A 20,797-nucleotide genomic window follows, 5' to 3' on the forward strand; every position below is an offset into this window, starting at 1 on the left:
TTGCTCTGTAAAAGACATTACGGTCTGCGGGCAGTATTAACCCACTCTAGCCGAGAACAAACTCTAAACGAAGGTGAGACAGTTGTAGGGTCGCAGGCATCAATAGCGGACTTCCCGGAACCCACTATGGCAATAAGCGTGTGGGGCAGAGGCCGGACAAATTCGCCCTTGCCTGATCCAAGTCAAACTTGAACGTAGGTCTACGATTTAGAATGCTCCCGTAAACAGCAATTGGGGGTAAAAATGGCTTACAAGAAAATGGCGGGCACCTGCGCGGTGTTTATTGATGAAAATGACTCGAATAGCTCTGCGCAGGAGCGCGACGGTTTAGTTTGGTCGGCGGCGGAGTTACACGTGCAGGAGATCCCCGCGCAGCTGACACGCAAAGAGCCGATGCAGAACAGTTTATCGCTGGAGGGGTTGGAAGATTACGATCCGCCCAGCCACGGTGATGTGCGCTTAATGCAGTGTGTCAATTCTGACTTTGTGTATATCGCGCCCGCAAAAGCCTGGGTGCAGTACCAAAGTCGTTAGCAAGTGTTAGGTAGGTATCTAGATCGATATAAAGTAAACCGCCAGCGTTTTACCGCTGGCGGTTTATTGTTACGGGTTAATCACACTTGGCGGCAATAATACCTGCCAGGGTGCTGTTCCAATCACTTAAGCCCTCTCCCGCAATCCAATCGCTGCGTCCGCCATCGGAGTGCTTGGCGGCTTTGCCGAGAAAGTTGCAGGCCTGACGCTCGCGGCCGCGGTTATCAAACCATTGTGCTTTCTCTAAGGTGGTGTAGTAGAGAAAGGCGTTGATGGATTGAATCGCGGACCAGCGTCCATTGCCCTGCAGTTGGCCGGTCAGCAGCATTTGCTGGAAGCTGCTGATCAATGCATCCAGGGTCAGGCTCTGGCTTTGCAGTTGCAGGCCCACAATTAACGGGTCGTGGTCCGAGCTGCGGTAGGCGGTGCTTGCGTCAAAGTAGCCGGGGTCGCGGCCGTAATCCAGGTTGTAGTCCAGCGCGTCGGCTTCGTCGGCGTTAATGTTCCAGATCGCATGGCCCGCAAGTTTGTCGGCTAAGGCGCTGCTGAGCAGAACATAGTCCAGGGTGCCGGTCTGGCCGTCGAAAACGTAAGAGTAATCGCTGGCGGTTTCGGGGTTTACATAACCCTGATCCAACAGGTACTGCACCGGTGCTTCGGCGGCATAGGCGTTGAGGTCGCCGGCGATGGCCACTTGGTCGGTATTGATCCCCGTGGGTGATGTCTCTAACCAGTTAACCAAAGCAGTGGCCGCGTCCAGGCGGCGTTGATTCCAGAAACCGGCGCCGTCGTTTTGGTCGTAGTTAATATCGCCACTGTCTTCCAGGCTGGAGCTTCCTTTGGATTTAAAATGGTTCGCCACCAAGGTAAAGCGTTCGCCGGATTCGCTGTGGCTAAAGCTCGCTGCCAGTGCCACGCGGTTGGTGGCCGGGCCGTTAAAGATGGGTTGGGCGTTAAAGTCGCGCGCGGCGAAAATATCCAGGCTTGCCGCCGCTGTATCATCCAGCAGGGCCGGGGTGCTGCCTTCGGCCAGGGTTAAGCTGTCGGTTTGGTAAATAATCGCCACGGCAATGGCGTCGGTGCCGACAAACTGTGAATCCGGGTAAACATAATCGTAAGTTTGATTACCCAACTCGGCGTTGACCGCATTGACTAAGGTTTCCAGCGCGGTGGAGCCGTCGTTGGTGTTATCAAACTCGTTTTCAATTTCCACCAGTGCCAGGGCATCGGCATCCAGCTGCACAATGGCGTTCACCAGCTTGGCTTGCTGGCGCGCCAGCTCGTCGGCGGAGTCGGCGCCGCGCGGGCTCATACCCACGGCGGTGCTGCCGCCGTTATCCAACGTGGTGAAATAATTCAGCACATTCAGCGAGGCGAGTTTTACATTGCCCGCCACCGAGGGTGCAGCGGGGCGCGGTTCGCTGCTGACTACTTGGTTAATGCCTTCACTGTTCGCGCGTACACGCCAGGTGGCACCCGAGGCAGAGTTACCCGCCCATTTGTAATCCAATACGCCGGTCAGGTTACTGATGGTATCGCCCATGCGCGGTGCGGTGGCTTCGCTGTAGGGGGCGAAACCGTCCAGGTTGTTTACACTGGCGTTCTGCTCGTTTAAACCATCGTCGTAAACAATGCTGCGAGCACCCAGGTTTGCTAAATGAGTCTGCAGGCCGCTAACGCTGGGGGCATTTAGCTGGGTAAACTGCATGGGGCGTTCGCCCGCCACCAGGCGTACCTCGTTAAAGCGATCCAGCTGGTATTGTTCGGTAATGGTGAGCGTATCGGTAAAGGTGACCAGCATGCCTTCGTAGGCTTCTAAATCAGGCTGGTAGTTGCCGTTCTGACCCTGGGTAACCGCGCTGTTATTGGCCAGAGAAATACTGGCGGGAGTGACGTCGCCGAGGGCATTGCTGGCGATAATCTGTAAATCGCTAACGTTCGAAAGTTGAGTCTCGCCGTAGTATTGATCTACCCGCGCGGTTAAGCGCACTTTATCGCCCAGGTTAACGTCGGTATCACTGTGGTAGACAAACACGCCCTCGGAACTTGCCGGGTTGCCGTCTTCGTCCAGGGTTTCTTCCTGCAGGTAAAAGCCGTTTAGGTTGCGGCTGTCGTCAGCGTCGCCGTTTTGGAAATCCCCTACAACCACCGCCTCGACGGTCACGGTTTGATTGATCAGCGGGCTGACATCCGTCTCGCCGTAACTGTTGCTGCCGTAGGTGTCGGGGGTGCCCTGAATCGCAGAAATTAAGGTTAACTCGGCTGCCACGGGCTCGCAGTTATTGGCGCTGCCCGGTGTGGGTGATGCCTGAATATAACTGTCGGTGTTGCGGGCTCCGCCGGCGCCATTGTCGCAGCGCTGGTTGGAATCCACCGGGCTGCCGTTAGCGGCGCTTTCGTTTACCTGTGCCTGCCCCCCATTTAACAGTGCCAGCAAGCCGGTGTCGTCGTCGTCATTGGTGCCGTAAACCAGTGCGTCCAGAATGTTATCGGTGGGCAGGGCGCTGCCGCTGGGGAAGCTGGCGGCCTGTGCACTGACCAGCACGGCGGCATCGGCGCCGTTTTGCAGGCTGTTGCTGGCACCGATTACCAAATCGACATTGGCGACATTGGGGTTGCCCAAGACAAAGTAGCCTTCGGCATTGGTGCTGTAACCGCTTAAATCAAAGGCGGCGTAGCTGGTGTCGCTGCTGCCGTTATACAGCACCAGGGTCAGGCCGCTTAGGTCGGTATTGCCAATGCCGCCATCGTAAAGCTCGATAAACTCGAGCTCATCGGTGCCGTCGGTATCGGCGTCCAGCTCGTTAATAATGACGCTGGCCGGCGCGGGGGTGGTGTTGCCGCCAAAGCTGCCCAGGGGAACAGGGCTGGCGGCGCTGGCGTTGGTCGCCTCACCGTCCAGCGCATTGGCGCCGCTGTACTGCCATTCGCCCGGGGTGAACTGATCGGCAACCGAGGCGCCGTCCTGACGGTAAGCCCAGCCGTCCTGGTAATCCCAGGCGGTGCCTGTACCGTCTGTGTCCTGCTCGCCGAATACGTCAATCACCGCGCCATTGTGGAACAGCTCGATGGCGTCATCGCCGTTAATGCTGGCAACCGAGCCTGTGTAATCCGGAGGAAAACCAAAGAAGTCGCTAAAACCAATGTCTTCACTGGCGACGGTGATAAAAGTGCCGGCCGGTACGCTCACGGGCGGGAACACAAACTCTTCCCCGTCGCTGCCGCCGCCATTGTTGGCGCTACCCAGGCCGTATTCGCTCAGGTCGGTAATATCGGCGCTGGCGTAGACCTCAATGCCTTTGGGCAGGCCGCCCGGCAATGGGCCGTCGAATACAGAGGTAATCAGTAAATCGGCATTTGCGTGACTGGCTGCCAGGGCGATGGCCGCCGCCAGAATTCCTTTTTTCATAAAGCACCTGATGTCGAGAGTGGGTTGAGTAAGTGGCTGCGCCGATTATTGGACGCTTTGCGCAGGTGCTTTATGGAAACAGACAAAAGTGACAGATTCTTAACGTATTTGTGGCAGTTCTGGTGAGATTATATGACAGGGTTTAAAACTGTGCGCCACCGCTCTTGCCAATGTTGCCCGGGTTATGCGCGCTGCGGTACTGGGAGGGCGACATGGCAAACCAGCGCTTAAAAGCGCGGCTAAAACTGGGCTGGTCGCCATAGCCCAGCAGGTAGCTGATTTCACTAAACGAGTGCTCGCCAGATTCTAGATAATGCTTGGCCAGCTCGCGCCGAACCTTATCCAACAGCTGTTTAAAGCTGCTGTTTTCCTCACTTAGTCGACGTTGCAGGCTGCGGGTGCTTAACGCCAGCTCGGCCGCTACACTCTCTTCGCTGACGTTACCTGTGGGCAAACGTTTGGCAATGGCCTGTCCGGCGCGTGCGCGGATATTGCTGTCGGTGACCCGACTTAAATTTTCCAATGCGAGCTTTTCATTGACCAGTGCCAGCTGCGAGTTGGCGCCGGGTAAATGAATATGCGCCTGTTGCCGATCTATATTTAGAAAGCTATGGGTTTGCTTGGCGTGAATTCGGCAACCAAAAAAAGCTTCCACCGCCGCCGAGTCACTATCGCTGCCGGCGGGCAGGCCCAACTCCACCGGGGTAAAGCTCGGGCCTAGCAGGGCGCGGCACATCACCATTAGTGCTGTCAGGCCCGCCAGGTTGGCCGCGCCATGGGCATCGCCGTGGGGTTGAATGCGCAGCTGGTACACCGTGCCCTGACTGGTAAGTTCGGCCACTAAGCCGCTGTTAACCAGTTGCGCGTAGCGCACCAGGCGCTCGAGCGCGGTATAAAGATTATCGCTCGCCAACCAGGCAAAACCCAAGGCGTTAAATGTGGTGGGGTGCCAGCGTTGACCAACCGCCAGGCCGAAATCTTTTTTTGAGTAACGCGCCTGGCCCTCGGCCCAAAGTATATGCATGCCGCTGGTGGGGTAGCGGCCAGTGGGGTCCGACAATAGGGCGGGGTTTAATCCCGCTTTGGCAAATACCGCGCGGCTGTCTATACCATCGTTTTGCAGTGTTTCCCAAATCAGTTGAGCCCAGCTGGTCAGCGTTGTAGCCATGCCTGCATTCCATTAAAAAACACCAGTGTAAGCAAAAAAAATGCGCTTGGCAGCAAATGCTAAACAATTGGCGCGATCGGACAAAACAATTGGTGGGTGTGGCCATATCCTGACAATGTACCGAACAGGAGGTAACAGGATGAAAACTCACTATTATCAACACACCATCAATACACCTTTTACCTGCTTTGGCAGAGGCTTACACACAGGTGTGCCCGTGGTTATGAAAGTATTACCCGCCGAGGAAAATACCGGTCGTACCTTTGTGCGCCGCGATTGTCTGAGCGGACAAAACGAGGTGCGCGCTATTTGGTTTAATGTGCGCGATACTCGTCTGAGCACCAAAATTGGCAATCGCTTTGGCGTAACCGTGAGTACGGTCGAACATCTTATGGCCGCGTTTGCCGCCCATGGTGTGGACAATGTAAAAATCGTTCTGGACGGCCCAGAAGTGCCGATTCTGGAAGGTAGCTCAAGAACCTTTTCGGATCTGATTTTGGCCTCGGGCCTTAGGCAACAGAAAGCCCGCCGTCGGGTGATTGTGGTGCGCCGCCCGGTAGAGGTCGCTCACGGCGACAAATGGGGTCGGTTAAAAGCTGCCACCGAAATGTCCGCCGATATGACCATCGACTTTGATGCCAAAGCGATTGGTCGGCAGAAATTACGCGGCATTAAGTTGGACGAACAGACTTTTGTACGCAGTATTCGCGATGCACGTACCTTCGGCATGATGGAAGATGTAGAAACTCTGGCGCGCCATGGCTTTGCGCGCGGCGCTTCACTGAAAAACGCCATTGTGGTGAATGACGATAAAGTGATGAACCCTGAAGGATTGTTTTACCCCGATGAGTTTGTGCGTCACAAAGTGTTGGATTTGTACGGTGATTTAGCCATGGCCGGTGCGCCCATTATTGGACACTTTAGCGGCTTTAAAAGCGGCCACCAGATAAACGCCGAGCTGGTAAGCCAGCTTCTGACAGACTCCAGCAACTTCTCGTTTGTGGATGCCCAGCTGGCGGAAAAATTTTGGCAAGACAGCCGCGTACGCGATATTGCCTAACCTCTTACCGTTAAATTAAAAGATAAGGCGCTGATCATCAGCGCCCTTTTTTTATTGGGCCTGTACTTCAAATTTAAGCGTTGTGCCGGTCAGGGCGGCAATATAGGCGTCTTTTTTAACCAACCGGTTTTCAGCCAGCCCTGCGTCCAACAGTTGTGCAATAACATTGTCGGCGCGCCGGTCGGCCAATTGCTCAAGTCTCGCATCGGTTATTTGAATTGTTTCGCTCAACTGTGTCAGTGCCCGCTCGGTGGCGATGTTAGCGGCCGCTTCAGTCTCCAGAGTTTGCTCGTTGGCAATACGCTCGACCAAAGTGCCGAAGGTCTCCCCGTTTAATTCGCGATATCGTCTGTGCAACTGTCTCTGCACGCCGCTTTGTTGCAAGGCCGAATCAATAGCCGACTGATTGTAAAACTGAGGTTCGTCCTCTGGGTCGATGTCGCTCAGCTCCGCCATCAATTGACTCTTTTGCAGCGCAAGCTTATCGGCGCTGCGATCGGCGTTACCCTGCACGACCAGAATCAGTTCCGGTTTTTTGTTTAAGGCGCTGGCGAGTTTATTCAGGTTGTTATGCTGCTCCTTGCCCACAACAGCACTGCCGTTGGCAAAGCTGACTTCGCCCAGATTTTCATCGGAGCTGACAATAGAACCCAGTAAGGTAAAAGGCGATGCAACCGCTTTAACCAAAATATTGATAAAAGTTTTGGTGATGAGTCCCGGAATATTAAAGCCGGGATCGCTCTGGTCACCGCTGATGCCCAAATCCAGGTTGATATCGCCATTTAAATCTTTAAGCAGGGTGAGGCCGAGTTTAATCGGCGCATCTATGGCTTGCTCACTGTCTACCGAGCCGCCCAGGGCAAACTTTTCCGCCACAATGTCGTTCGCGCCGGTAATTTTTGTGCCTTCGAGAACATAGTCGAAGTGATAGTTCAGCTCGCCTCGGTCGACGTTATAGCCGATATAAGTACCGGTGTAGGGTGAGAGCCCCTTTAAGTCGAGCGCGTTAACTGACCCTTCAATTTCTTTTTTGGCGGCAGTGGTTTCGGCCGTTATCGCAAGGGGTGCATGCTTGTTGATGCTGGCTTGCAGTGTCGCCGATAGGTTTTGTGCGTCGCTGGTGCTGAAATCTGTCATTGATACTTTAATGTCGTTAATCGAGGAGGCAAACTCCGGTTGAATCAACGTGTCTTTAAAGTAGACATTGCCTTGATTTATTTGCAGCCGTGCGATGTTAAGCGCGAGGGGTTTACTCTCGCTGGTTTCGGTTTCGGTTTCGGTTTCGGTTTCGGTTTCGGTTTCGGTTTCGGTTTCGGTTTCTGGCGTTTGCGCGGGCGGTGCTTTTACCAGCGTCTGCCAGCTGGAGGGATTGCCCCGGGTCATACTGGCCCAGGGCGCGGTGAGTTCAATGGCTTCAATATCCAGCTGCATCTTCGGATAGTTGAAACGGGTATTTTTTATATCCAGATTTTCCCAGCTAAGAAACTTATCGCCATCGGTGGTATTGATAAACACAGCCTTGCTTAGTTGAGTGTCTGCCGTTGCGGTAAGGCTCAGTTGCGGTTGCGTTGCTAATTCCACTCGCGCATTGGTGGTCAGCGCGCCGTCTTCTATGGCGATATTAGTCGCCTGATTTAAATAAGGTGTGACCTTAGCGGTGGCCAGATCTTCAAGCCCGATATTCAATGTGAGGGATACGGGAGCCAGAGTGAGTTCACCGTCCAACTGTAACGGTGCCTGATTGACTTGCGCGCGCAAATTTAATGCAGCGGCTTGGTCGCTGTTAAGCACAATGGGGGCTAATGAGGCATTGACCTGTTCCAGCGACCACTTGGCCGGCGGATCAACCTTCTGGTCGCTAAAATGGGATTGCGAGTCACGGATGGTGAATTCGTTCAGGCGTATATCCCATGGCGATTGCTCAGCCGTTTGCTTATTGGCCGAGGTTGCCTGTTGGGCAACAGGATCGGGTTCTGGCGCCTCGCTGGACGGTTGTTGCGTTGCAGTCGGTGTGCCCGCCGAGGCCATGGTTTGTTCGTGGGCGTGCAGTAGTAGCGATTGAAAACGCATGTCGCCGTTTTTATCTAACCACTGATTGAGGCTCAGCCCCGCTACATTTACGGCGGCTACATTCAGGCTGCGCTCCTGTACATTTAGCTGTATATCGTCGATAACGAAACTGTCCAGACGTAAAAGCGGAGGGTCCAGAGTTTCATCGTCCACGGCCACATTGGTGACCTCGATACGGCTCTGGTTAAGAGAAATTTGCGTTGGCGCCTCGGGGGCAGGCTTGACAATATGGAGTGTCGCTTTGGCATCCAACACGCCGTTTTTTACATCGGCATTAATAACATTGCGGACAAAGTCGGCAAAGCCCGCGAGGTTGATGGTATTGGCTTGCAGGTTGATGTTAAACAGCAGCGGCTGTAAACGGTAATCGCCGTTGAGGGTGACAGCGCCACCGGCGGCAAGGTCTGCAGCAATATTAAACGGATTGCTGCTCTCGGCGCCGGTGTCTATGTATAAATCGTTAAACACCAGGTTAAAATCTTCAATGCCGGCATCGGCAGGCACAATGCCTGCGGTGTCTTCGTAGTGAAAAGCGCCGCCGCTTATTTGAATCAGGACAACTTCAACCCCGAGAGGCTCGCTTTCGCTAGACGGTTCGGGCTCTGGTTTGGGGGCCTGGTTGCGGGCGCTGTTAATGGAGTCGATTACCGAGTCGAAGTTAAAGCCATCGGCGGTTTGCAGAATGTTAATTTGGGGCCCGGCCAGTTGTATTTCTTTTACCACTAGGTGCCAGTTAAACAGCGACGGCCAGAAATCCACATTGACGCTTAAATGGTCCCAGTGCGCTAACGGTTTGTCGGGTCGGTCGGCAATGGAAAAGTTTTCCGATTGCAGCTCGAGGGTGAAGGGGTTGTAGGCAAAGGACTCCACACTGACCTGACGGCCCAGGTATTCGCTGCCTTGGGTTTCGGCCACTTCTTTGAGCTTGCCCGGTAAATACCAGTAACCCAATATCAGATACAGGCAGTAGCACAGCGCCAGTAGGGCGAAAAAAACCATTAACGAGCGCTTGGCCCAGTGTGCGATGCGGGACTTGTCCATATTCCACCTCAGTTACAACTTTTCTTTACGCAAAATGGGCGTTTGGCGATCAGTGCGCAGGCCGATTTGCGAGCGATGCGCTGTATTATAGAGCACCCCAATGAAGGACATGTGATGTTAGCCCAGACTCAAACTTCTATGTGGCGCCGGGTGGCGGTGCTGGCGTTGCCCGTGGCGCTGCAAATGGTGCTGCAGTCACTGCTCGGCATGGCCGATGTGTTGATGGTTGGCAGCCTGGGCGCCGAAGCGGTGGCGGCCGTGGGCCTGGCGGCCAAACTGCATTTTTTAATGCTGGTGACCATGATGGGGGTGGCTACTGCCTGCGCGATTTTAGTGGCCCAATATGCCGGAGCTGAGGATGCGCACGGTGCTCAGCGCTCTCTGGCGATGGCGCTGTTGGTGGGGGCGTGTTTTATGCTGCCCTTTACCGCGCTATTTTTCAGCGCCGGTGGTTGGTTGGGGTTGATTAACCCCGACGCGCAGGTGGTGTCGCTCACCGCCGAGTTTTTGTGGATTACCGCACCTGTGCTGCTGATTGCGCAGATTATTACTGTCTTTGAGGCGGCGCTACGGGCCATTGGCAATACCCTGGTGCCGCTGGCAATGGGTGCGGTGGCGGCGCTACTCAATATTTTGTTTAACTACATTTTGATTTTCGGCCACTGGGGTTTTCCCGAGCTGGGTGTTGCCGGGGCGGCCTGGGGCACGCTGCTGGCGCGAGTGCTGCAGCTGGTGTTTACCTTAAGCTGGCTCTACGCGGTAAAACACGAATTTGCCCCCAGGCTCAAGCGCTGGTGGGGCGAGGTTTCGGCGCAGCAATTAAAGCGCTTTTTGTGGTTCGCTCTGCCGCTTTTGGTCAATCACATTGTCTGGGCGCTGGGTAACTGCGCCTACCATGTGGCATCGGGCTTTGCCGGTACCGACGCGCTGGCGGTGATGGGGGTGCTGGTGCCCATCGAGAGTTTGTTTTTCTCGCTGTTTGTAGGTTTGGCCAATGCCGCTTCGGTGATGGTGGGGCAGAGCCTGGGGGCTAATCGCCCCGAAGCGGCCTGGCAGTTGTGCCGCTTTTTTAATCGCCTGACTTTTGTGCTGGTGTTGGCAATGTCGGCACTGCTGTGGCTGGCGCGGCCCTGGGTGCTGCTGGCGTTTGACCATATCGACCCGGCCACCAGTGAGCTTTTGTACCAAACCCTGGCGGTATTCTGCCTGGGCGTGTGGGTAAAAGTGCTGAACATGCTGCGTATTTTGGGTATTTTGCGCGCCGGTGGCGACACTCACTACTGTTTAGTGGTGGATGTGATTGTTATGTGGGTGTTCGGTGTGCCCCTGTATATGGCCGGGGTGTTCTTTAGCGACTGGAATTTCGCTGCGCTCTACGCGTTGATGTACATTGAAGACGCGCTAAAATGGTTGCCCATTCGCGCGCGGGTGAAGCGCGGCCTGTGGGTCAAAAACCTAACCTAGATCGCGTTTGTCATTCCTGCTAGAGCGTAGAATCGCGGTTCAAGAATAACTACACGGATTGTATCTATGAAAGTCACACTCTGCCGCGCGGGTTTAATTGTGGCGCTGCTGCTCGCCAGTTTGTGGTGCTTAATGAGTGCGGCAAACCTCGGTAATCTCAGTTTGTCGCAGGTCAGCTTTACCCACCACGACAGAACTCTGCCCGTTGAGGAGCTGCCCCTGTCGCGCTCGCTGATCGGTCAATACCAGGTGCAGTTTAGTTTGCACTCCCATGGTAAGAGTTCGCTGGCGGTGCGGGTGATACCCGACGATGAATTGCACGCCGTAATGCTAAACGGCGAGCCTGTCTCGCTGCACAACTTTACCCGCCAGCAGCGGCGCGATTACAGCAAAGGTTTGGTGTTGCCGCTTGAGGGGCTAGACCCCCACGGGCCGAATAGTCTGACGTTTATCCTCAGCAATGCCAATAACCCTGCGGGCTTCGATGTGCGGCCGGTGGCCAGTCTGGGTGCGGCCCAGCTGGCGCTGCTGGTACTGGCTTTTGTTCTGCTGGCCGGGGCGCTCTATCGCAGCTTGCCCATCAGCCGCCGCCAGGGTTTTCTGTTGGCGGTGGGGCTGGTGGCTTGTACGGCGTATTTATCGCATACCGATTCTTTCACCCGTACCTTCGATGTGTACGAGGGCGGTGGACACCGCGACTATATCCATTACCTGATTGAGCATCAGAGCTTTCCGCTGGCCTCCGAGGGCTGGGAGTATCATCAGCCGCCTTTGTATTACACCTTTGCCGCGCTGGTAAAAGTGCTTCTGGTGGATGAGGTGGCCGGGGATGATCGCTGGGCGCAGTGGCTGGCGCTGTGGCTGTGGGTGATTTTCTTGTGGGCCTCGCTGGCGGCGCTGCGCCTGGCGTTTCGCGCACACCCACCCGCTCTGCTATTGGCGAGCCTGGCACTTTGCCTTTGGCCCTCGGGCATAGTGCACAGTATTCGCATTGGCAATGATGTGCCTTTGTACGCGTTTTACGCGCTGGGGTTTTTCTTTACCCTGCGCTGGTGGCACAGCGGTGCCCGCGCGGCTTTGCTGTGGGCCGCCTTTTGGGCTGCATGCGCGCTGTTAACAAAGTCCAACGCTCTGGCGCTGTGGGCGGTATTGGGGTGCTTGTGGTTATTGCGCTCGGTGCGCCACGGGGGAGGGCTTTTGCGCTCGTCTATTTATCGGCGTCAGGCCATCGGGGCGGCGGTAGTTCTGGGGGCGTTTTTTAGCGTGGCCGTGGCCTTCAACCTGGGCGATAACCTCTGGCACTACGCCCAGGGGCAGTCGGAGGACTGGTTGCTCTCCAATGTCAGCACCACGATTAATCCAGGTCTGAGAGTGGGGAATCAACCGGCCAATTATCTGGTGTTTGATGTGCCTACATTTGTGCAGCATCCGTTTATTAGCAGTTGGAGTGACGAGTACGGGCGTCAGTATTTCTGGAACTACGTGTTGCGCTCCAGCCTTTCTTCGGAGTTTTTTTACCGTGGCGAATCGCTGCAGCTGTGGGGCAAAATCAATGGTGTCTTGCTGCTGCTGATGCTCGCGGGCCAGGTTTACTATTCGGCGGCTCACAGCGCGGTGTTGGATCGCGCCCGGCAGGTGCGGCGTTTGTACCGGGCGGCGCCCTGGATTCTGGCGATTGTGTTTCCGTTGTTGTTGCTCCTGGCGTATCGCATCAAAGTGCCGCTGTCCTGCAATACCGATTTTCGCTATGTGTATATGATGCTGGTACCGCTGCTGTACTGGTCCGCCCGGCCGCTTGCGTGGCCGAGGTTCGGCCTGGCGCGATTGCTGGCGCTGGCTCCGGCGGCAATTGGTGTGTCGACGCTGGTGTGGCTGGCGCTGTTGTTACGTTAGGGGCGGATTTGCTTCGGTTAGCTGCGCTACTTGTTGGGCCGATTGATAGAGAAATGGATATTTTATAAGCCCGTGTCGCCGGGCGTTGCGAGTTACTTTTTAGGGGTAAAAAGTAACCAAAAACCTCGCCCAACAACTGGCCTCTTCGAGGTGCCCTCCCTCCAGCCAATTTTAGCGGTCGGTCTAAACCGCACATCCCTGTGCGCTTAGACCTTTCGCGCTCGTCCAGAGCGCTCAACCCCTAAAATCGGCCTCCACTCGGCTCAGTTGTAACCGGGCGAACCCCCTTCTGGTTCCACGATTTTTTGTATGAATAACATTCAAAATAGTTGAGGCTATCGGTGGTTTAGGCTTTTATTCTGAGCAACCAACACGGCCTCCAGCTCAGCTACTTTTTTGCTTGCGTACTAATCGCGCATATTAAAGACGGCGTCAGCCCCCTTTTAGCAAAATATCATCGGTGATCTGATCAACGCGGGTGCAGCCGGTTAGGGCCATGGCTACGCGTAACTCTTTGGCGAAGCATTCGATTATTTCGGCCACCCCGCGCTCGCCCCGTGCGGCCAGGCCGTAAACCCAGGGGCGCCCGATCATCACCGCGCTGGCGCCCAAAGCGCGGGCGCGAAGGATATCCACCCCGGTGCGCACGCCCGAATCCAGCAGAATATCCAGTTGCCCGTGCACCGCTTCGCTAATCGCGGGCAGGGCGGCGATGCTGGAGCTGGCGCCGTCTAGCTGGCGTCCGCCGTGGTTGCTAATCACAATGCCGTCGGCACCGGTAGTGGCGGCGGCGCGTGCGTCTTCCGGGTCGAGAATACCCTTGATCACCAGCTTACCCTTCCACAGCTGGCGGATCTCGGCCATATCATCCCAGGTGACTGTGGGGTCGAAATTCTGCGCCATCCAGCCCCAAAATTCGTCGATACCGGCGTTATCTCCCAGCACTGGCGCGATATTGCCCAGGCTATGGGGCCGCCCCCACAGGCCCACATCCCAGGCCCAGCGGGGTTTAACCATGGCCTGGCCGGCGCGGGCGAGCTTGCGGCGCAGGGCGCTGCCGCCGGACAGGCCGCTGCGAATATCCCGGTAGCGGGTGGCGGGTACGGGCATATCCACGGTAAAAATAAGAGTGCGGCAACCGGCTTCCCAGGCGCGCTCCAGCATGGCCCTAAGAAAGCCGCGATCGCGAATCATATACAGCTGAAACCAAAAACCGGGACCCGCGTGGTTGGCAACTTCATTCACCGAGCAGGCGGAAACAGTGCTGAGGCAAAAAGGCACGCCGGCTTTTTGCGCGGCGCGCGCGGCCTGCACTTCGCCCCGGCGGGCGTTGAGCCCGGCGATACCCACGGGGGCCAGTATCAGGGGCAGGGCGGTTTGCTGGCCGAGAATCTCGCAGGCGGTGCTGGCATTATCGACATTTTGCAGTACTCTTTGGCGCAGACTGTAGCGCTCAAAGTCGCTTTGGTTGCGGCGCAGGGTGGATTCACTGAAGGCGCCGCCGTCGATATATTCAAATAGAAATTTAGGTAGACGACGTTTGGCAAGTGTGCGGTAGTCGCTAATGCTGGCTGGTATCATACGAGGCTCACATACAGATTCGTTATTTTAAATATAATTTGAATTTTACTTGTAAATGGTGTCGTGGTATACAAGTGCTAGGCCTTGAGAGTCCTTAGAATAAAAATAGCCTCCTGGAGGAGACGTGAATAATCAACAAGCCCAGGCTATGCCCTTAGCCAGCGCCCGTCTTTGGGTGCCTCTGTTTCTGATTGTCAGCCTCTTTTTTATGTGGGGCGTGGCCAATAACCTTAACGATATTCTGATTACCCAGTTTAAAAAGGCTTTCGTGCTCACCGACCTGCAATCGGGTCTGGTGCAGTCGGCGTTTTATTTTGGTTACTTTGTATTTGCCATTCCCGCCGCGCTGGCCATGAAGCGCTTTGGCTATCGCGCGGCGATCGTGTTTGGTTTGTTGCTTTACGCAGGCGGCGCGGCACTGTTTTACCCGGCAGCCCAGGCTCATGAATACGTTTATTTTTTGGCGGCGCTGTTTGTGATCGCGAGCGGCCTGTCGTTTTTGGAAACCTCGGCCAATCCGTTGATTGTTGCTATGGGTGACCCGGAAACGGCAGAACGGCGCTTAAACTTCGCTCAGTCTTTTAACTCATTGGGCACTATATCCGGCGTGTTGATTGGGCGCGAGTTTATTCTCTCGGGGGTGGAGCACAGCCCCGAGGAGCTGGCAGCCATGAGCGAGGCGCAGCAAACGGCTTTTTACACTACCGAGGTGCAGGCCGTGGCCGGGCCCTATCTGGCCATTGCGGCGGTGGTAGTGGTGTGGGCGCTGTGTGTGGCGCTGGTGAAGTTTCCGGTTCTGGCCCGGGCCCATGAAAATGACGAGCGCGGTTTTTCTCTGGCGGACTTTAAAGCACTGCTGCAGCGTCGCCACTATTTGTTTGGCGTATTGGCGCAGTTTTTTTACGTGGGCGCACAGGTGTGCATCTGGAGTTTTATGATTCGCTATGGCCAAGAAGCTGTGCCGGGCACCGGCGAGAAAACCCTGGCTACCTATTTAACCGTATCTCTGGTGGCCTTTATGGTGGGCCGCTTTTTTGCCACCTGGTTGATGGGCTATGTTAAGCCCGCGCGGCTGATGGCCTGGTACGCCGTGGTGAATATCGGTTTGTGCGGCTACGCCATGCTGGCGGCGAATCACGCAGGTTTAATCGCTCTGGCCGCTACCAGCTTTTTTATGTCGCTGATGTTTCCCACGATTTTTGCCCTTAGCATTAAGGGCTTGGGGCGCGAGGCCAAGGCCGGCTCGGCGCTGCTGATTATGGCGATTATCGGCGGCGCAATTCTCACCGCTGTTATGGGCTTGGTGTCGGATTTGACCAGCATGCATACCGCAGTGATTGTGCCTTTGGTGTGTTTTGTGGTGATTTGGCTGTTTGCTCGCAAATGCCAGGCGGGGGCGGTCGGTGCCTGACTTTGCCCTAGTCGACGCCCACCAACACGCCTGGGAGCTGGCCAATACCCAGTGGCCGACGCCGGAGCTGGGCGAGATATATCGCGATTTTAGTGCGGCGGATTATCTAACTGCCAGCGCCGAGGCCGGTGCGGTGGCGTCGGTGCTGGTGCAGTCGCAGCCCCATGCGGCGGATACCGATTATCTGTTGGCTGAGGCAGACGCCTATCGCCATGTGGTGGGGGTGGTGGGCTGGGTGGATTTGGCCGCTGCGGATGCGCGCGAGCAACTTACGCTGCGCGCTCGCCACCCGGCTTTTTGCGGGGTGCGACCGATGTTGCAGGCCCTACCCGAGGACGACTGGATTTTGCGCCCTGAGTGCGCAGCAGGGTTGGCGGCCCTAAGCGAGCACAAGCTGTGCTTTGATGCGCTGGTATATCCGCGCCACCTGCGCCACATTGAAACCCTGGCATTGGCTCATCCCGAGCTGAGCATTGTGTTGGATCACGGCGCCAAGCCGGATATTGCCGGGGGCGAGTGGCAACACTGGTATCAGTTGATGGTGCGGCTGGCGGCTTTGCCCAATGTTCACTGCAAGCTATCCGGGCTGATTACCGAAGCCCCGGCGGAGTCACAATTGAGCGTGGTGCGGCCCTATGCTGAGGCCATTTTGACTTTGTTTGGGCCCCGGCGGGTCATTTGGGGCAGCGACTGGCCTGTGTTGAATTTGGCGAGTAATTACCGAGAGTGGCTGGTTTATTGCAGACAACTGGTACAATCTTTCGCCCCCGGCGCCGAAAAGGCAATATTTCGCGATAATGCAATTGCCCTGTACCGACTTGGGGTTTGATAACAACAATGACCGAAACGCTTTGAGCAGCGACACTTTAGAGTAACGATAACATGACAGGTAAACGCAACGAGGCCGCCAAGGCAACGGCCGAAGACAGTCGAAAATATAAGGCACCAGCGCTGGAAAAAGGGCTGGATATTCTCGAGCTGCTAGCCACTAGCAGCGAGCCTATGACCACCTCGCAAATGGCGGCTAGGTTGGGGCGCTCGGTGAGCGAATTGTTTCGCATGGTGCTGGCGCTGGAGTATCGCGGCTACATCACCCCCGCCGAAGATGGCCGCGATGGCTATGCTTTGTCGAACAAGTTGTTTGCTCTGGGTATCGCCCGCGCGCCTACCAAAACGCTGCTGGAAACGGCCTTGCCGATTATGTCGGCACTCAGTCGCGAGATAGGTCAGTCCTGCCATTTGGCGGTGCCTTCGGGGGACCAGATTGTGGTGGTGGGGCGCATTGAGAACCCGGGCGATCTGGGATTTTCCGTACGTATCGGTTACCGCCGCCCCCTGATTAAAGCCGCGTCGGGCAAGGTGCTGTTTGGTTTTCAGGCCCCGGATGTACAGAGCGTGATGCTCAAAGCCCTGGCCGGCGAGGACGAATCCGAGCTGGAGACTTTTATCTCCAGCGCCGAACAGGCGCGCAAAGCGGGCTATGTACGAACCCCCAGTGATTTTATCGATGGTGTTACCGATTTATCGACGCCGGTGATCGGCTATCGCGGTGCGCTGGCAGCCTTGACGGTGCCCCATGTGGTTTACCATCCAGAGCCCTGCAGCGTCGATCGCGCCCTCGAGGGGCTGCGCGAAGCGGCGCAAAAAATCTCTTCACTGCTGACTGAACAAAGCCACTGATCTCACCTCTGTAAAGGCGCTTTTAACAGCGCCTTTACAGTCTTATAGTTATATAGACTTTTTCCTGTGTTGGGTCGTGAAACCGGTTGACTTTTGTCGGCTGTTTGTTTTTACTTGTGAGTATATTTTTAATTATAAAAAAGGTTTTCTGTGGTAGCCGCAATCGACTTACAGCCGTGCCGCGTGGCCAATACCTGCGTGTATCTACCGCCCTTCGCTATGGGCGCTGCGCCTCTGGGTAACCTGTACCGCGAAGTGGCCGAGCAACAGGCGCAGCAGGCAGTGCATAGCGCTCTTGCCCTTGGCTTTAACTATATCGATACCGCCCCCCACTATGGCTTCGGCTTAAGTGAACGCCGCCTGGGCCGCGCCCTGAGCGGCGCAAAGCAGCCGGTATTGTCCACCAAGGTGGGTCGCGTGCTGGAGCCAATTGCTGCCGCAGAGCGGGCGCCGCTGCGCTTTGGTTTTGCCGCTACCCCCGATTTAAAACCGGTATTCGACTACAGCTACGGGGGCGTTATGCGCTCTTTTAACGAGTCGCTACAACGCCTGAGCGTGGAGCGAGTTGAGCTGGTGTTCGCTCACGATTTGGGCGAGTTGACCCACGCTGAGCAGCACGAGCAGCGCTGGCGAGAGTTTTGCGAGGGCGGCATGCGTGCCCTGGAGGAGCTAAAAGCCGCCGGGCGAATCGGTGCGATTGGCCTGGGGGTGAACGAAGTGGCCGTGTGCGAGCGCGCCCTGGATGAACTGGCGGTGGATGTGTTTTTGCTGGCTGGGCGCTACACGCTACTTGAGCAAACGCCGCTGGATTCGTTGCTGCCGCGCTGCGCCCAGGCCGGAGTGTCGGTGATTGCTGCGGGGCCGTTTAATTCAGGTATTCTCGCGGCCGATTTGACTGCCGACGTTCTGCACTATAACTACGCGCCCGCCCCCGAGGCCATTGTGCAAAAAGTGCGGCAGCTGCGCTCGGTATGCGATGACTACGCCGTGCCGGTGCAAGCCGCCGCGTTGCAGTTTCCCGCCGCGCACCCACAGGTGGTGAGCGTGTTGGCGGGCTTTGCCAGCGCCGCAGAAGTCGAGCAGGCGCGCGTTTGGATTGACACAGATATACCTGCCAGTTTTTGGCGGGCACTTAAAGCCGGGGGACTGCTGCACCCACAGGCCCCGGTGCCATCGGAGTAATACTATGAGCAGAGCCACAAGCGCCGCGCCGCAGGTGGTTTTACTACACCCACAAGACAATGTCCTGATCAGTGTGATGACTCTGGCGGCGGATACTCAGTTTACGTTTGCGGGGCGCGAGTACCGGCTCGCCCAAGCGGTGCCTTTGGGGCACAAAATTGCCCGCACTGATATGCCGGCGGGCACTCGTATTTTTCGCTATGGAGCCCCCATTGGCTCACTCTACAGCGCTGTAAAAGCCGGCGACTGGGTGCACATGCACAATTTAAAAAGTGACTATCTGGCCAGTCATACCCGAAAAGGGCGGGCCCAGGAGGGCAGTGGTGAGTAACAGCAAACAGCAACCCGAACTACAGGGCTTCTTGCGCAGCGACGGGCGCAAAGGCATACGCAATGTGTTAGTGGTGGCCTACTTAGTGGAGTGTGCGCATCACGTCAGTCGCCGCATTGTGCTGCAGGCCGATGACAGCGAAGTCCATTTAATTGGCTTTCCTGGTTGCTACCCCAACGATTACGCCAGCGAAATGATGCGCGCAGTATGTACTCACCCCAATGTGGGTGGCGCGCTGTTAGTTTCCTTGGGCTGCGAAAGTATGGATCGCGACAGCTTACTGCAAACGGTGCGCGACTCCGGCCGCCCGGCTGAGCTACTGGTGATTCAGGAAACCGGCGGTACCGCCAGTACCATTGCCGAGGGCCTGCGCCTGGTAAAACAAATGCGCCGCGAGCTGGCGCAGGAGCAGACGGTCCGCATGGGCATAGACGAGCTGGTGGTGGGGACAATATGCGGCGGCAGCGATGGCACCAGCGGTATCACCGCCAACCCCGCAGTGGGCCGTTGTTTTGATGCCCTGGTAGCCGAGGGCGCGGCCTGTGTGTTCGAGGAAACCGGCGAGCTTATCGGCTGTGAAAATATTATGGCCGACCGCGCCGCCACGCCCGAGCTGGGTAAGCTGATACAGGAGTGTGTCGCCAAGGCCGAACGCTATTACACCACCATGGGCTTTGGCAGTTTTGCGCCGGGCAATGCCGATGGCGGCCTGACGACTTTGGAAGAAAAGTCCATGGGTGCCTATTCCAAATCTGGCTCTTCTCTTATTAGCGGTTTAATTAAGCCGGGCGATGTCCCCCCCACTGGCGGCCTGTACTTGTTGGATGTGGTGCCCGATGGCGAACCGCGCTTTGGTTTTCCCAATATTTCCGACAATGCCGAGATTGTGGAGATGATTGCCTGCGGCTGTCACCTGACCCTGTTTACCACCGGGCGAGGCTCGGTGGTGGGTTCGGCTATTTCGCCGGTGATAAAAATCTGCGCCAATCCCGATACCTATCAGCGTCTGGCGGACGATATGGATATCAACGCCGGAAAAATTCTCACCGGTGAGGCGACCCTTGATGAAGTCGGGCAAGAGATTTATCAGTGTGTGATGGCAGTGGCCGGCGGTGCCCAGAGTGTGTCTGAGGCTCTCGGTCATCAGGAGTTTATTCTTACCTATAAATCATTCGAGCCCATCGGCCCGGGCTGCTTGCCGGTGCGGCAACTGTAAGCGCTATTTAACTGGAATAAAAATAATGAGACTGAGCAATAAAACCGCCTTTGTTACCGCCGCAGGGCAGGGCATTGGCTTGGCCACCGCGCGTCAGTTTATGGCCGAAGGCGCGCGGGTAATCGCCACCGATATTAACGCCGAAGCGCTTGCGCAATTAGACTGCGAAACTTTTGTGCTGGATGTGACCGACACAGCGGCAGTAAACGCCGCGGCAGCAAAAGTCGGTGCAATTGATGTACTGTTTAACTGCGCCGGCTACGTACATTCGGGGACAATTTTAGATTGCGATGAAGCCAGCTGGCAAAAGTCTATAGATATGAATATCAACTCAATGCATCGCACCATCCGCGCCTTTTTGCCGGGTATGCTGGCAAGTGGTGGCGGCTCCATTATTAATATGTCGTCGGTGGCAAGCTCTATAAAAGGCGCGCCCAATCGCTGTGCTTACGGCATGACCAAGGCGGCGGTTATAGGTCTGACAAAGGCGGTAGCAGCGGATTTTATGACCCAGGGAGTGCGCTGCAACGCCATTTGTCCGGGTACAGTGGATACGCCCTCGCTGCAGCAGCGCCTGGTGGCCACCGGTGACTACGAAGCCGCACACAAAGCCTTTGTCGCCCGCCAGCCCATGGGGCGTCTGGGTACCGCCGAAGAGATGGCTAAACTCGCGTTGTATTTGGCGAGTGATGACAGTGCGTTTACGACAGGGACTATTAATATTATTGATGGTGGTTGGAGTAATTGATTGGACGTC

15 protein-coding genes are annotated in these 20,797 nt (G+C 56.1%); 11 read left to right on the plus strand and 4 right to left on the minus strand.

The features are described from left to right. Positions 1-243: 243 nt before the first annotated feature. On the plus strand, positions 244-534 hold the full coding sequence (locus NHM04_RS11740; protein ID WP_254263980.1) for a hypothetical protein: 291 nt from the start codon (positions 244-246) through the stop codon (positions 532-534). A gap of 76 nt (positions 535-610) precedes the next feature. Here the strand turns inward: NHM04_RS11740 and NHM04_RS11745 are convergent, their stop codons facing one another. After that, the gene (locus NHM04_RS11745; protein WP_254263981.1) at positions 611-3,943 is read right to left on the minus strand and encodes an ExeM/NucH family extracellular endonuclease; all 3,333 of its coding nucleotides are present in this window, start codon (positions 3,941-3,943) and stop codon (positions 611-613) included. Between the two features lie 142 nt (positions 3,944-4,085). Then, positions 4,086-5,111: an AraC family transcriptional regulator gene (locus tag NHM04_RS11750; RefSeq protein ID WP_254263982.1), complete on the minus strand. Its 1,026-nt coding sequence runs from the start codon at positions 5,109-5,111 to the stop codon at positions 4,086-4,088. A 139-nt stretch (positions 5,112-5,250) separates the two neighbouring features. Here NHM04_RS11750 and lpxC point away from each other — a divergent pair, with 139 nt between their 5' ends. After that, entirely contained in the window at positions 5,251-6,171 is a 921-nt protein-coding gene (lpxC, locus tag NHM04_RS11755; protein ID WP_254263983.1) for a UDP-3-O-acyl-N-acetylglucosamine deacetylase, read from the plus strand. A gap of 51 nt (positions 6,172-6,222) precedes the next feature. On the opposite strand, the gene NHM04_RS11760 is transcribed toward lpxC, so the two are convergent. Further along, positions 6,223-9,282 (minus strand): DUF748 domain-containing protein, encoded by a 3,060-nt coding sequence (locus tag NHM04_RS11760; RefSeq protein ID WP_254263984.1) that lies wholly within the window; start codon positions 9,280-9,282, stop codon positions 6,223-6,225. 114 nt (positions 9,283-9,396) lie between these two features. Between NHM04_RS11760 and NHM04_RS11765 the strand changes: the two genes are divergently transcribed. Both NHM04_RS11765 and NHM04_RS11770 read left to right on the plus strand, forming a co-directional pair. Continuing rightward, complete coding sequence (locus tag NHM04_RS11765; RefSeq protein WP_254263985.1) at positions 9,397-10,746, plus strand: MATE family efflux transporter; 1,350 nt, start codon at positions 9,397-9,399, stop codon at positions 10,744-10,746. A gap of 66 nt (positions 10,747-10,812) precedes the next feature. Beyond that, on the plus strand, positions 10,813-12,639 hold the full coding sequence (locus NHM04_RS11770; RefSeq protein WP_254263986.1) for a hypothetical protein: 1,827 nt from the start codon (positions 10,813-10,815) through the stop codon (positions 12,637-12,639). Between the two features lie 432 nt (positions 12,640-13,071). On the opposite strand, the gene NHM04_RS11775 is transcribed toward NHM04_RS11770, so the two are convergent. Beyond that, a complete protein-coding gene (locus NHM04_RS11775; protein ID WP_254263987.1) occupies positions 13,072-14,220 on the minus strand; it encodes an L-lactate dehydrogenase in 1,149 nt (382 codons plus the stop codon). A 124-nt stretch (positions 14,221-14,344) separates the two neighbouring features. On the opposite strand from NHM04_RS11775, the gene fucP reads away from it, so the two are divergent. From fucP to NHM04_RS11810, 7 genes are all read left to right on the plus strand, one after another. Beyond that, on the plus strand, positions 14,345-15,631 hold the full coding sequence (gene fucP / locus NHM04_RS11780) for an L-fucose:H+ symporter permease (RefSeq protein ID WP_254263988.1): 1,287 nt from the start codon (positions 14,345-14,347) through the stop codon (positions 15,629-15,631). Beyond that, positions 15,624-16,460 carry an amidohydrolase gene (locus NHM04_RS11785; RefSeq protein ID WP_254263989.1) on the plus strand — a complete coding sequence of 279 codons (837 nt, stop codon included), beginning with the start codon at positions 15,624-15,626 and terminating at the stop codon, positions 16,458-16,460. Before fucP ends, NHM04_RS11785 begins: the two co-directional genes overlap by 8 nt. 53 nt (positions 16,461-16,513) lie before the next feature. Further along, the gene (locus NHM04_RS11790; protein ID WP_254263990.1) at positions 16,514-17,311 is read left to right on the plus strand and encodes an IclR family transcriptional regulator; all 798 of its coding nucleotides are present in this window, start codon (positions 16,514-16,516) and stop codon (positions 17,309-17,311) included. Positions 17,312-17,494: 183 nt separating this feature from the next. Further along, positions 17,495-18,493 (plus strand): aldo/keto reductase, encoded by a 999-nt coding sequence (locus NHM04_RS11795; RefSeq protein ID WP_254263991.1) that lies wholly within the window; start codon positions 17,495-17,497, stop codon positions 18,491-18,493. Positions 18,494-18,497: 4 nt separating this feature from the next. Then, positions 18,498-18,824, plus strand: a complete 327-nt coding sequence (locus NHM04_RS11800; protein ID WP_254263992.1) for a UxaA family hydrolase — start codon at positions 18,498-18,500, stop codon at positions 18,822-18,824. Then, positions 18,817-20,040 (plus strand): UxaA family hydrolase, encoded by a 1,224-nt coding sequence (locus NHM04_RS11805; RefSeq protein ID WP_254263993.1) that lies wholly within the window; start codon positions 18,817-18,819, stop codon positions 20,038-20,040. The genes NHM04_RS11800 and NHM04_RS11805 overlap by 8 nt, the downstream gene beginning before the upstream one ends. A gap of 25 nt (positions 20,041-20,065) precedes the next feature. Beyond that, on the plus strand, positions 20,066-20,788 hold the full coding sequence (locus NHM04_RS11810) for an SDR family oxidoreductase (RefSeq protein ID WP_254263994.1): 723 nt from the start codon (positions 20,066-20,068) through the stop codon (positions 20,786-20,788). The last annotated feature ends 9 nt before the right edge of the window (positions 20,789-20,797 follow it).

The sequence above is a fragment of the Gilvimarinus sp. DA14 genome (genome assembly GCF_024204685.1).
Lineage (GTDB): Bacteria > Pseudomonadota > Gammaproteobacteria > Pseudomonadales > Cellvibrionaceae > Gilvimarinus.